This is a genomic window from Micromonospora sp. B9E7 (genome assembly GCF_039871815.1).
Lineage (GTDB): Bacteria > Actinomycetota > Actinomycetes > Mycobacteriales > Micromonosporaceae > Micromonospora.
Map to the genome: position 1 here is coordinate 70,701 of NZ_JBDPLX010000024.1, position 13,539 is coordinate 84,239.

8 protein-coding genes are annotated in these 13,539 nt (G+C 72.7%); 2 read left to right on the forward strand and 6 right to left on the reverse strand.

The annotated features are described in order from the left end of the window. The first annotated feature begins 477 nt into the window (after positions 1 to 477). Positions 478 to 1,842, forward strand: a complete 1,365-nt coding sequence (locus ABGB10_RS28450; protein ID WP_347664069.1) for a cellulose binding domain-containing protein — start codon at positions 478 to 480, stop codon at positions 1,840 to 1,842. 49 nt (positions 1,843 to 1,891) lie between these two features. Here the strand turns inward: ABGB10_RS28450 and miaB are convergent, their stop codons facing one another. After that, complete coding sequence (gene miaB / locus ABGB10_RS28455) at positions 1,892 to 3,385, reverse strand: tRNA (N6-isopentenyl adenosine(37)-C2)-methylthiotransferase MiaB (RefSeq protein ID WP_347664070.1); 1,494 nt, start codon at positions 3,383 to 3,385, stop codon at positions 1,892 to 1,894. Positions 3,386 to 3,605: 220 nt separating this feature from the next. On the opposite strand from miaB, the gene ABGB10_RS28460 reads away from it, so the two are divergent. Beyond that, a complete protein-coding gene (locus ABGB10_RS28460) occupies positions 3,606 to 4,514 on the forward strand; it encodes an alpha/beta hydrolase (RefSeq protein WP_347664071.1) in 909 nt (302 codons plus the stop codon). Between the two features lie 55 nt (positions 4,515 to 4,569). Here ABGB10_RS28460 and fxsT read toward each other — a convergent pair whose 3' ends face one another. Genes fxsT through ABGB10_RS28485 form a run of 5 tightly spaced genes read right to left on the reverse strand, consistent with a single transcriptional unit; the run spans position 4,570 to position 13,497 of the window. Next, positions 4,570 to 8,439, reverse strand: a complete 3,870-nt coding sequence (gene fxsT, locus ABGB10_RS28465) for an FxSxx-COOH system tetratricopeptide repeat protein (protein WP_347664072.1) — start codon at positions 8,437 to 8,439, stop codon at positions 4,570 to 4,572. Next, on the reverse strand, positions 8,436 to 9,707 hold the full coding sequence (locus tag ABGB10_RS28470; protein ID WP_347664073.1) for a TIR-like protein FxsC: 1,272 nt from the start codon (positions 9,705 to 9,707) through the stop codon (positions 8,436 to 8,438). Before ABGB10_RS28470 ends, fxsT begins: the two co-directional genes overlap by 4 nt. Next, a complete protein-coding gene (locus ABGB10_RS28475) occupies positions 9,704 to 10,363 on the reverse strand; it encodes a TIR-like protein FxsC (RefSeq protein WP_347664074.1) in 660 nt (219 codons plus the stop codon). Before ABGB10_RS28475 ends, ABGB10_RS28470 begins: the two co-directional genes overlap by 4 nt. A 52-nt stretch (positions 10,364 to 10,415) precedes the next feature. After that, on the reverse strand, positions 10,416 to 11,240 hold the full coding sequence (locus ABGB10_RS28480) for an AAC(3) family N-acetyltransferase (protein WP_347664075.1): 825 nt from the start codon (positions 11,238 to 11,240) through the stop codon (positions 10,416 to 10,418). Continuing rightward, positions 11,224 to 13,497 (reverse strand): FxsB family cyclophane-forming radical SAM/SPASM peptide maturase, encoded by a 2,274-nt coding sequence (locus tag ABGB10_RS28485; RefSeq protein WP_347664076.1) that lies wholly within the window; start codon positions 13,495 to 13,497, stop codon positions 11,224 to 11,226. The genes ABGB10_RS28480 and ABGB10_RS28485 overlap by 17 nt, the downstream gene beginning before the upstream one ends. Between the last annotated feature and the right edge of the window lie 42 nt (positions 13,498 to 13,539).

Consider the following 13,539-nt stretch of genomic DNA (forward strand, 5'->3'; position numbering starts at 1 on the left):
ACGTCTTCCGGAGCCCCCGGCCCCCACGGGGACCGGGGGCTCCCGCGTGTCCAGGCCACCACGCCCCGCACCTGCCGCCGGCCACGCCCGCCGCGCTGGGGCGCGCCCGCACCCCGCCCTCCCCGCCCCGCGCCACGCCACGCTCCGTCCCTGCCGGCGGGCGGGTCGGTCACCGTGGGCTTCACCGCCAACGGCACCGAGAGCGCGCCGGGCACGGTGAAGCCCGGCGACGTGAGCTGCTGAGCTGTCGGGGACGGCCGGTGTGCGACGCATCGGCCGTCCCGACCATTTACATGCATGCCCTTCTATGCTTTCATCGGGAAAGCGCTTGCCTCTTCATCGGCGGGCGCAAGCGCGGGAGCCGCTTTCCTTCACGAACCTGCACCGGCGGGCCCGAGGACCCTGGTCCCGGCCAACCTCGCCGCCCACGGGCATGGGCGACGCGACGGTCCGTCCGCCTCATCGAAAGGAAGCAGCATGCGCACAGGACGGCGTCGAATGACGCTGATCGCCACCACCGCCGCAGCCACCGCCACCCTCGTCACCGCCGGTCTGCTGACCTCCGTGTCCGCCCAGGCGGCCGCCGGTTGCCAGGTCACCTACTCGGCCGCCAGCCAGTGGCCGGGCGGGTTCACCGGCAACGTCACGGTCACCAACCTGGGCGACCCGGTCTCCGGGTGGACGTTGCGCTGGTCGTACGGGGCCGGCCAGCAGGTCAACCAGGCGTGGGGCGCCACCGTCTCGCAGAGCGGCAGCCAGGTCTCCGCGACGAACGTCGACTACAACGGCAACCTGGCGACCAACGCCAGCGCCTCGTTCGGCTTCAACGCGACCTGGAACAACTCCAGCAACCCTGCCCCGGCCAGCTTCACCCTGAACAATGTCGCCTGCACCGGCAGCACCACGCCGACCACGCCGCCGCCCAGCACGCCACCGCCGACCACCCCGCCACCGCCGACCACGCCACCGCCGACGAACCCGCCGCAGACCGGCCTGGTCGGATGGGCCACCCAGAACGGCGGCACCACCGGCGGCGGCAACGCCGCGATGACCACCGTCACCAACGCCTCGGCACTGACCAGCGCGCTGAACGCGACCGGCGCCGCGGTGATCCGGGTGTCCGGGACCATCACCTGCTCGGGCATGCTGCGGGTCCGGTCCAACAAGACCATCCTCGGCAACTCCGGCGCGACGATCGCCGGCTGCGGGCTCAACATCAACGGCGACCGCAACGTGATCATCCGGAACCTGAGCTTCCGGGACTGGAACGACGACGCGATCAACGTGCAGGAGTCGGCCACCAACATCTGGATCGACCACAACAGCTTCAGCAACGGGTACGACGGTGCCGTCGACATCAAGCGCGGCTCGGACTTCGTGACCGTGTCGTGGAACCGGGTCTTCAACCACGACAAGACCATGCTGCTCGGCCACAGCGACGACAACGCCAGCCAGGACGTCGGTCACCTGCGGGTGAGCTACCACCACAACTGGTTCGACGGCAGCAACCAACGCAACCCCCGGGTGCGCTTCGGCAACCCGGTGCACGTCTACAACAACTACTACCGGGCCAACGGCGGCTACGGCGTCGCGTCCACCGAGAACGCGGGTGTGCTCGTCGAGGGCAACTACTTCGAGAACGTCGACGACCCGTACCACCGTGGTGAGGGCGACTCCGGGCCCGGCAGCCTGGTCGCCCGCAACAACCACTTCGTCAACTCGCCCACCGGCCAGGCCGGCGGCAGCGTGGCCAGCATCCCGTACTCCTACCAGCTGGACACCGCGAGCAACGTCAAGTCCATCGTGACGGCGGGCGCGGGCGCCGGCCGGATCACCGTCTGACTCAGTCCTTCACGGAAGGGCCCCTCGTCCAGGGGGCCCTTCCGTGCGGTCAGTGGGTGGCGCAGCCGGCGAGGGGTGCGGGCGTGACCGGCGGTGCGCCGATCGTCGGCAGACCGAGCAAAACCCCGGGGGTACGCGGGGAGCGACCCACCTCGGCCGCGTCGCCGGCCCGGGTACGCCGGTGTGCCACCAGCGCCCCGTCGGCGTTGAGGTGATGCGGCGCGGCGTACGTGACCGTGCTGTGCACGATGTCGCCCGGGCGGATCTGGCCGGCGAGCGACTCCCCGCCGGGACCGTCGGTCGCGAAGTGCACCAGCCGGCCGTCGCGGGCCCGACCGGACATCCGGCCGGTGCGCTCGTCCTTGCGGCCCTCGCCGACGGCGACCAGCACCTCGACGGTCTCGCCCACCAGCCGCTTGTTCTCCGCCCAGGCGTTCTCCTCGACGCAGGCGACCAGCCGCTCGTAGCGCTCCTGCACGACCTGCTTGGGCAACTGGTCGTCCATCGTCGCGGCGGGGGTGCCGGGCCGCTTCGAGTACTGGAAGGTGAAGGCCGAGGAGAACCGTGCCTCGCGGACCACGTCCAGGGTGCGCTGGAAGTCGGCCTCGGTCTCGCCGGGGAAGCCGACGATGATGTCGGTGGTGATCGCCGCGTCCGGCATCGCCGCCCGGACCTTCTCGATGATCCCCAGGTAGCGCTCGGAGCGGTAGGACCGGCGCATCGCCCGGAGCACGTCGTCGGAGCCGGACTGCAACGGCATGTGCAGCGAGTGACAGACGTTCGGCGTCTCGGCCATCGCGGCGATCACGTCGTCGGTGAAGTCCTTCGGGTGCGGGCTGGTGAACCGGACCCGCTCCAACCCGTCGATGTCGCCGCAGGCGCGCAGCAGCTTGCCGAACGCGTACCGGTCGCCGAACTCGACGCCGTAGGAGTTGACGTTCTGCCCGAGCAGCGTCACCTCCAGCACGCCCTCGTCGACCAGGGCGCGCACCTCGGAGAGGATGTCGCCGGGCCGCCGGTCCTTCTCCTTGCCGCGCAGCGCCGGCACGATGCAGAAGGTGCAGGTGTTGTTGCAGCCCACCGAGATCGACACCCAACCGGCGTACGTGGACTCGCGGCGGGTGGGCAGCGTGGAGGGGAAGACGTCCAGGGACTCCAGGATCTCCACCTCGGCGGCGGCGTTGTGCCGGGCCCGCTCCAGCAGCACCGGCAGCGCGCCGATGTTGTGGGTGCCGAAGACCACGTCGACCCAGGGCGCCTTGCGGACGATGTCGCCGCGGTCCTTCTGGGCCAGGCAGCCGCCGACCGCGATCTGCATCCCGGGGTGCTTGTCCTTCACCGGGCGCAGGCGACCGAGGTTGCCGTAGAGCCGGTTGTCCGCGTTCTCCCGCACCGCGCAGGTGTTGAAGACGACGATGTCCGGGGTGTCGTCGGCGGGCAGCGCGCGCACGTAGCCGGCCTGTTCGAGCAGACCGGAGATGCGCTCGGAATCGTGCACGTTCATCTGGCAGCCGTACGTCACGACGTTGTAGGTCCTAGCCACCTTCTTGGTGCCCCTTCCCCTCGGGCTACCAGGGTAGCGGCCCGTTCGGCGGCCCCTACCCACCGGCATTGACCCGGTGGCCCATAGCGGGCATCCACGACGGGCAGTACGCTGCACAACAAGAATGTGTTCTGGGCGATTTCGGGGGCTTTGCACTCGGCGCCGACGATGCGCGGCTCCGTTCACGGGGGAGCACATGACGACCCGCGGGAGGCCAACCGTGACGCGACCAGATGCGGCACAGCGCACCGTCACCACCCCGGACGGGCGGCACCTCGCGGTGGAGACCTCCGGCTCTCCGGACGGGCCCGCGGTCTTCCTGCTGCACGGCACCCCGGGCAGCCGCAGCGGCCCCCGTCCGCGGGGCATCGTCGTCTACCGCCTCGGCGTGCACCTCGTCTGCTACGACCGGCCCGGTTACGGCGACTCCGACCGACACGAGGGTCGGCGGGTGGCCGACGCGGCGGCCGACGTGGCGGCGATCGCCGACGACCTCGGCATCGAGCGGTTCGCGGTGGTGGGTCGATCCGGTGGCGGCCCCCACGCCCTGGCCTGCGCGGCGCTGCTGCCCGACCGGGTCACCCGGGCCGCCGTGCTGGTGGGGCTCGCCCCGGCCGGCGCACCCGACCTGGACTGGTACGCCGGCATGGCGGAATCGAACGTGGAGGACTACGGGCAGGCCGACGAGGACCTGGCCGAGCTCACCCTCAACCTGAAGGTGCGCGCCGAGGAGGCCCGGCGGGACCCGATGACGCTGCTGGAGTTCCTCCGCCCCCAGTTGCCGGAGGAGGACATCCGGGTCGTCGACGACATCGCGATCCGACGGCTCCTGACCGACATGTACTCCGAGGCGCTGCGGCACGGCCCCGAGGGCTGGATCGACGACGTGCTGGCGATCCGACGCGGCTGGGGGTTCGACCTGGGTGCCATCCGTGCGGAGGTCCGGCTCTGGCACGGCGAGCAGGACCGCTTCTCCCCGGTGGAGCACTCCCACTGGCTCGCCTCGCGGATCTCCCGCGCCGAGGTCCAGGTGCAGCCCGGGGCCGCGCACTTCGGGGCGGTGGAGATCCTGCCGCAGACCCTGACCTGGCTGGCCAAACCGGACCTCGCGACCACTCCGCGGCTCTGACCGGGGACGGCCCGGCCGGCGAGCCGGGCCTCGACGCCCGACCCGCCCCGCCCGGTCAGATCGTGTGCGGGTCGATCACCCGGACGACGAACCGCCGCTCGCGCAGGGTCTGTACGGTCGGGTGCTCCGGGCCGACCACCTCGGCCAGCCGGTCCGCCACGTCGCCGACGTCCTCGCCCGCGCCGTCGCCACCGACCCGCCTCGACACCATGGCGAGATCACCGAGGCAGCGAAGCGTGTCGGGGTGCTCCGCACCGATCACCGCGGCCAGGCGATCGGCGGTCTCCCGCAGGCGGTCCCGCGCCAACTCCCACTCCCCCTCCTCGGCGAGGCACACCGCATGGTTCACCTCCGCCGCGAGGGTGTGCGGGTGGTCGGGGCCGAGCACCTTGCGCAGCTCGCCGGACGCCATGGCAGCCGACGCGCGCGCATCCGACCTGCGACCGACCGCGCGCTCGGCCGCGGAGATGTTGCTCAGCGTCGCCAGCGTGTGCGGGTGCTCCGCCCCGAGGTGCAGTTGCTCCTCGTACGCCTGCCTGACGGCGGTCATCTCGGTCAGCGCCCGGGCACCGTCGCCGACGGCCAGCAGGTTCGCCGCGCGACTCGACCGGCACGCCACCGTGTCCGGGTTGTCCGGGCCGAAACGTTCGTCGAGCTCCCGGTAGGCCGTCTCGAACATCGGCGCGGCCTCACCGCCCCGGCCGGCGCTGCGCAGTGACACCGCCAGGTTCACCTGTGCGGCGAGACTCTGACCGTCGTCCGGCCCGAGCACCTCGCAGTACGTCTCGTACACCGTGCGCAGCAGGGCGGCCGACCGCTCGTACTCGCCGGCCTCCCGCAGGTCGCTGCCCAGCCGCACGGCGGAGACGAGGGTGTAGGGGTGGGTGGGGCCGAGCACCAGCCGCCGCCGTTGGTGCACCTCGTCGTCCCACCGGCGGGCCGCCCGGTAGTCGCCGACCAGCCGGTACGAGACGGCGAGGTTGTTGGCGGCGCTCAACGTCCGGGGGTGGTCCTCGCCGAACACCTGCAGCCAGGAGGCGTAGGTGGAGCGGTCCCGTTCCAGCGCCTCGGCGTAGCGGCCGAGGGCGCGCAGGTCACCGCCGAGGCTTCCGGCGGTCATCAGACTGTGCGGGTGCATCGCGCCCAGCAACCGGCGTTGCTCGGCCAACACCGCCTCGTCCAGGTCCCGGGCCTCCTCGAACCGGCCCAGGCTGCGCAGGATGTTCGCCCGGTTGAACCTCAGGTGCAGCAACTGCCGGCCCAGCGCCGACGCCTCGGTCTCGTCCCGGGTGTCGCCGAGGCGCGCGGTCCAGGTGGCGTCGACCTCCCGGCTGAACCCGTCGGCCTGATCCAGACCGCCGCGCTGCCACAGATAACGAACCCGGTCGATCAGCAGTTGGCACACCGACTCGTCCGGGCAGGTCAGTGCCTCGGAGACCTCCAGGTGCGGCCAGAGCATGCGCAGCCGGGCCCAGGTGGTCGGGTCGTCCACGTCGCCGCGTGGCCGGGACGCGGCCAGCACCAGGTGCACCTGGTGCCGGGCAGCATCGATCTCGTCCTCGGTCATCCGGTCGCGGACCACCGCCTGCAGCAACCGGTGCACCTGGACCCGGCCGCCCTGGACGTCGAGTTTGAGCAGCGCGAGCCGGTTGATCTGCTGGACCAGTGCGCCACGCACGAGCCGCTCCGACACCGACGGGTCGAACGGCACGAGGGCCGCCGCCATCTCGTCGCTGTAGATGAGTTCCAGCGAGATTTCCGGGGCCAGTACCGAGCAGAGCTGCAACAGCCGGTACGCGGCGGGCGCCTGGTCGAGCAGCCGGTTCAACGACAGGTCCCAGGTGGCCTCGACGGAGAGGGCGCTCGGGCCGTGCCGCTCGATCTGCCGCAGGTAGTCGCCGACCGAGGTGCCGGTGTCGGCGAGCCACGCGCCCGCCGCGGCCACCGCGATCGGCAGGTCGCCGAGCGCCTCGGCCACCCGGTCGGCCTCCTCGGCGCTGATCGTGGGCACCCGCTGGGCGAGGTGCGCGACGCTCTCGGTGCGGTCGAAGACGTCCACCTGGATCGGGTTCGCCCGGTCACCCCACGCGCGGTTGCGGGAGGTCAGCAGGACGTGCCCGGGGCCCTGGGGCAGGAAGGGCTCGATCTGGTCGAGTTCCTCGGCGTTGTCGAGCACGACGAGCCACCGCTCGTACGGCTCGCCCCGGCCGAGCACCTGCAGCACGGACCGGACCGTGTCGGGCAGGGTGGGCCCGGCGAGGATGCCGAGGCGACTGGCGAGGTCGGCGAGGGCGGTGTCGACGAACTGCGGCGGGTCCGCCACGATCCACCAGACCACGTCGTACGCGGCCTTGAACCGGTGCACGTATTCCAGAGCCACCTGCGTCTTGCCGACGCCACCCATGCCCTGCAGGGCGACCGGCAGCACCACCGCGCTGCCCCCGCTCTGCAGTTGCGCGCGCAACCGGGCCAGGTCGTCCTCCCGGCCGGTGAACCGGGCATTCCGGTTGGGGGCGTTGAAGATCAACGGTTCGGCGCCGGGGAACCTGGTGCTGCCGCCCGCCGGGCCGTCCGCCGACGACGGCACCGGCCGACCGACCAGCCGCAACACCCGCTCCACGGCGGTCGCCGCGCTCACGTTGACCAGGTTGGTGGAGCTCTGGGAGGGGAACTCCGCCAGCGGACGCAGGTCGGCGACGTAGACCGCGAGCGCCGTGGAACCGGTGCTCGTGTCGCGAGCGGGCAGACCGCCGGACGGCGTCGCCACGTAGGCCGGCGAGACCACGGTCAGCGTGCGCGGCGCGGGCGTACCGGCGGAACCGACGGCGGCCGTGGGATCCACCACCCGCAGCCCGGCCGAACTGAGCACCCGCTCCAGCCACTCGGCCCAGATGGCGTCCTCCGGCGCACAACGGAGCACGATCTGGTCGTCGATCGCCTCGGTGCGCCGGCGGAAACGGGCCTTGCCCCGCTCCCGCACCGACTCGTCCATCACCGGCAGCGCGGTCACCGCGCCGTCGGTGAGGATCCCGGTCAACGTCTCGAACGCGGCCAGCAGCGACGTCGGCGAGCCGGGCGGGTCGCCGAACGTGGCGAGGGTCTCCTCGTACGCGTAGAACGGCCGGTACGGGACCTCGACCGCGGCCCAGTATCGCCGCCGCTCGGCCTCGGTCATGCCGGCCGGCAACCCGGCGAACCGGCGCATGGCCAGCAGGCGTCCCGCCTCGGCCCGTTCCTTCTCGGCCTGGTCGACCCGCATCGGGACCGGCAGGACCCGGATGTCGCGCCGCCGGTAGCGGTCTCGGACCGAGTGCGCCACCCGGGCCGCGCCGTCGATGCCCTGGTCGCTGAGCGTGAAACAGTCGACCAGGGTGTCCGGCAGGTGCAGCGTGCAGATGTCGGCGACGTCGCTCAACCCCGTCCGGCTGTCGATCAGGGTGAAGTCGTACTGGCGCTTCATGTCCGCGCGCAACGCCTCGAAGAACTGCGCGCCGCCCAGGCGGTTGTAGAAGTTGTCCCAGTCCAGCCCGCTCACCGAGACCGCGTAGTCGCTGTTCTGCCGGCCCGCCGAGAGGAAGTCGAGGCCACCGCCGTTCGGGAAGTTCCAGCGCAGCGAGAACGCGTGTCGGCCGACCCGGGCGTACTGCTCCATCCAGCGGTCCGGTCGGTCGTCGACCCGGGTGGTCTCCCACTCGTAGTCGCGGATCATGTCGATCACGCCACTGGTGCCCTGGATCGCCTCGGCGTCGAGGAACGGGTGGAAGAAGCGGTGCAGGCCAGGCGACTCGAGGTCCCAGTCGGCGACCAGCACCCGCCGGCCGCTGGCCGCGAGGATCCAGGCCACGTTGGCCAGCGCCATCGTCCGGCCCGTCCCACCCTTGAACGAGTAGAAGGTGACGACCTGGCCTTCGCGATCGTTGTTCATCGGTTTTCTCCGTGGGGACGCAATGGGGCCGGATCATCAGGCGGGGACGCGGGGTCGGTGGGAGCGGCCGGGCCGGCGGCGGACAGGCCGTCACGCAGGCTCGGCACCGGCTCCGGCGGTGGTTCGAAGGGGACCACCGGGCCGTACTTGAGGAACTGACGGCGGGCCTCGGTGACCAGCGCCGGCATCAGGTCGACGAACTCCGGCACGGTGCACGCGCGCTTGACCTGGGGCAGACCGGCGTCGTGCAGCAGTTGCGTCACCTCGGTCGCCCACCGGCTGGCGTCCTGGGTGTCGTCGTCGTCGGTGACCACCAGCGGAACGACCCACTCCCGCAGGCCGTGCAGCATGCGGGCAAGGGCTTCCGCACCGCCGGGCGCCGCCGCGATCCACGGGTCGACCAGCAGCACGGCGGGCCGGCGACCGAGCAGCCCGGCGGCCTGCGCGAAGTCGGCCGTGCGGGCCGACAGCCCGAGTCGCTCGGCGGTGCTGGCCGCGTACTCGGCGGCGGGCAGCTCCTGGCGACGCCCGTACGGCCGCCAGAGCCGGCCGCTGGCCGCGTAGCCGGCAGGGTCGCGGTCGGTCGGCAGATGGTCCCGGGTCGGGGCCAGCACGGCGACGACGAAGTCCGGGTCGGTCGGCCCCGGGCGGACGACCTCGTCGAGGCCCGGCGCGCGGGACGGGCCCAGCGGCCGCCGCTCGGCGGTGTGCACGATCCGGCTGGCCAGGCGGTTCAGCAGAAGCTCGTACTGCTGCCGGTAGGGGGCCAGCATGCAGAACGCGCGCAGGCCGTCCTCGGCGTACTCCGGGACGTCGCGGCCCAGGTCCAGGGCGCCGTCCAGCTCCGGATGGGCCTCCCACGGGGGGAACGGGATCCACAGCACCGGGATGAGATGGCCGGCGGCGACCCGGGCCCGCCCGGCGGCGGCGAGCCGGGCCCGGAAGGACTCCTGCTCCCCCAACGCCCACGGGCGACTGAAGTAGCCGGGCGAGTAGAGCGGGACGAAGACCTCGGCGTCGCCGAGCGCCTCGGCGAGAGCCGCCTTCCAGTCGGCCCCCAACGGGATGTGCTGGTCGAAGAAACCGATCCGCATCCCCGCCACCGGTCGCGCCTGCCGCCGGACCTCCTCGGTCAGGTCGGTGAAGAACTGGCCGACCCAGACGTCGGTGTCGGCACGGGCACCCCGCGGCGGCGCCGAGTGCGCGTAGCTGAGGAAGAAGTACGTTCCTCGCGACGCCTGTCGACGCCGGTCCGCCGGCGGGCTCATCCCGGCTCCTCGGCGAACCGGTTGCACAGCTCGTCCACGCTCGCCGGCACCCAGGGCTCCACCAGGTACGACCGGTGGATGGCCACGATCCGCTGCGCGAGCCGCCAGACCACCGCCCGGTACGCGTTCTCCCACTGCATGGTCAGCAAGCCGTAGACCCCATCCCGCTGGTAGTGCACCGCGATGTCGGGATCCGGCATGGCGGTCGGGGTGAACCGTTGGATGTCGCGGAGCACCTGGGGCAGTGCCGTGCCGTTCGTCGGCGACCAGGTGACCGGCACGATCGCCGTCTCGTGCGGCGAGGCGGAGCTGTGTCGCGGGACGATCCGTCGGCGGGAGAAGGCGTCCCACTCGCGACCACACCACTCACTGCCGAGCAGTGCGCTGGACACCAGCGGAACGAAGACCTGACAGGTGCCGGCGGCCTGGAGCAGCTCCGGGCTCCACCGTTCACCACCGGCGATGGAGGTGTCCAGGAAGCCGGCGTCCACACCGGTCACCGGACCGACCAGCTCACTGACGTGGACGGAGACGTCCTCGAAGAACCGGGAGACGTACTCGGCGGGTTTGCCGGTGGCCCGGCCGACCGGCGCCCGCGAGTAGCTGATGAAGAAGAGCGGGGCGCGCGTCCTGGAGGGTGCGTCCACTGTGCTCACCGCTGCCCCTCCGCCCTCCCCACGCGGCCGGATCATCAGCGTAGTCCCCGCGTCAACGTCGCACCGCCAAGCGGTTCGCGGCGAACCAGCCGACCGCGAAGTCCACGGCGGCTCGTGCCGGCAGCAGGCGGGCGTCGGCCCGGCCGACCCGACCGTGCGCGACGATCGGCGTGTCGTCGAGTGCGGCACCGACCTGTGGGAAGTCGGTGTCGTCCAGGTCGAGCGCGCGGAAGTCGAGTTGGACCCGACGCCCGTCGACGAGCCGGAAGCAGCAGTAGTCGCGCTCGGGCGGCGGCACGGGCAGCCGGTATTCCGCCAGGTGCAGGGCGCTGCACGCCTCGTAGCCCGCACCGAGCAGCAGGATCTGCCCGTCGGCCGCGTACAGGTTGCCCACCGGTGAGCGTTCCCCCAGGTGGCAGGTGATGTCGTGGCCGTCGGTGAGCTGACGGGCCCGAGGGCCGAGCGCGGCGAACGAGGTCTGTGGATGGTCGCTGCGTACCGCACCGGGGGCGCAGCGGACGTACTCGGCGAGCGCGCCCATCCGCTGCGAGGGGGTGGTTCGGCGGTCCCAACCCGGCAGCGCCGCCTCGTAGCGGTCGCGCTGCGCCCGATCCATGCCGGCGACGGCCGCCAGGTGAGCTCGGGAGGTGGTCGAGTTGCCGTCGGTCTGGGTGGGCACCAGCAGCGTGCCGGCGGGGCCGAGGACGTCCCGCAGGGCCCCGGCGAGGGTCGCCGGGCCGTGCTCCAGCGGACCCACCCGACGCAGGCCGCAGTGCACCACGAGGCACACACCCGGGCGGACCCCCAGCGCCCGCAGGTCGTCGGCCAGGCGAAGCCGGCCCAGTGTGGGCCACGGACGCTCATCGGGACCCGGCACGGGTCTCCTCCAGGGCATGGCGCAGCTGGTCGACGAACCGTTCACCAGCGGCGGTGAGCGAACGACTGGCCAGCAGAGCGTCGGCGCCGGCCCGGGTCCACGCCAGGTAGCGGGCGGCGTGCTCCGACGCGTCCCCACCGGCGGATGCCGCCCGGGACCGCCACACCTGGGTGACGGCCAGGTGGGCGTACACCCCCTGGAGGACGCCCTCGGGTGGCCGCGGGTCGGGGCGCCAGGGCACCCGGATGCGGGCCCCGTGGCCCGGTGCGACCAGGTCGTACCGGTCGAGCACCGCGCCGAGCTTCGCGTGTTGCCACTCGTGCACGAGCAGCACCGCCACCGTCTCCGGGTCCGGATGGGGAGTCACGGCGACCGCACCGAACGCGTGCCGGGCGGTCGCGCTCCGCAGGGGCCGCGCCGGGTCGGGCGCCAGTGGCACGACGGCCCGCAGGCCGCCGTCGAGCGCCGCCCCGTGCGCCGGCACGTCGCGGTGCACGGCCTGCCAGGCCTCGGCGAGGGTACGGCCCAACGCCCGCGCCGTCGGCGCCACGAGGCCGGGCGCGACCGGCTGGCCGTAGCAGTCCCGGTACGGGTCGTCGTCTTCGATGCGCAACCGCCCGGCGGGCACCGGCACGTCGCGTGTCGGTCGCCAACCGGCCGACGGCTCGGCCGGGTCGAGGTGCACCGTCCGGTCCGCCGACCCACCCCGGACGCGGAAGCCCCCGGGCTGGACGGTCACCTCGGCGCTCTCCCCCAGGCCGGGCAGCACCAGGGTGCCGAGCGTGGGCACTGTGATCACGTCGGGCCGCACCGGAACGTCCACTGTGACGGGTACGCCCGCCCGGACGGCCGCGGCGACGGCGAGGGCCGGTAGCGGGTCGACCGCCGCGCGGGCACCGGATCGGGTCGACGGGTCGAGGCGGTGCACCAGCCACGGACGGACGAAGGGGTGCTCCAGGACCGCTCGGACCGCCGTCGGCGCCGTCACCTCGAGGTCGGCGAGCACCTCCCAGGCGGCTGTGGGGCCGGACATCTCCCGGCAGGCGGCCAACAGCATCCGGGTGATGGCCAACTGGTCGTCGGCGAGCCGTCTGACGGTCTGCGGCGATCCGTGCCCGGTCGCCAGGTCGTCCAGCAGCTCGTCGACCGACGGCGTGGTGGACCACTCGCCCGGCGCGACGGAAGTGGGCTCCGGGTACGCGGCCACGCCGTCGATCAGGCGGAGCAGGTCGGCACAGTAGACCGAGGGGTTGTCGAAGCCGGAGCCGGTGCGCCAGCGGTGGGCGTACAGCCCGCCGCCACACCGGTCGACCACCGGGCACGCCCGGCAGGTCGTGCAGAGCCCCTGCACGCCTTCCTGGCGGATGGCGACCCCGGGGTGCCGGGCGGCCTCGTCCACCGAGTGGGCGATCACGTCGAACCCGGTGCCGGCGGCGCCGTGGTACGCCGTCTTCAACGAGTCGACCTGCTCCCAACTGCCGTCCGCCTCGACCACCAGCACGTCGGCCGGCGCGAGACCGAACGCCTCGGTGCCCGCGCCACCCGGCCGCAACGCCTCGAACATCCGGATCGACCCGGGGCACCCGTCGTCCACCCACCTGCGGTGAATGCGGAGAAGCCAGTCCGCGTACGGGGTGGCGCCGGGGCCGGGGCGCTCCGGCGGGTTGTCCCAGGTGGCGTGTGGCAGCAGCAGGTCGACCCGGGGCGGGCTCTCGGCCAGCAGCGCCTCGTACACCCGGTCCGGGTCGTTGCGGATGTCGACGGTGCAGAGGATGCCGGCGTAGCTGCTGCGAAACGCCGGTTGCCGGAGCAGCGCCAGAGCCCGCCGGACGTGGCCGTGACTGCTGCCGCCGTGGGCGAAGACCCGGTGCCGGTCGTTCGCCACGCGATCGCCGTCGAACGACACACCGACCCGTACGCCGTACTCGACGAGCAGCCGGCACAGCTGCTCGTCGAGCAGTACACCGTTGGTCTGCATGCGCAGGTCGAGTCGCGTCCACGGGCTGATCGCCGCCCGCAGCTCGGTCAGCACCTCGCGCAGCCCGGCGGCACCGAGCAGCAGCGGCTCACCCCCGTGCAACACCACGTGGACGGCTGGCAACCCGTGCTCGCGTGCGTGCTCGGCGATGCGTCGTGCGGCGGAACGGGCCGTGGCCGGTGACATCCGCACCGGTCGGTCCCGCCAGGTCTGGTCGGCGTGCTCGTAGACGTAGCAGTGGTCGCAGCTGAGGTCGCACCGACTGTGCACCTTCAGCACGAACTGGCTGATCCGCCGGCAGGATCCGTCCGTTCCGGGTGC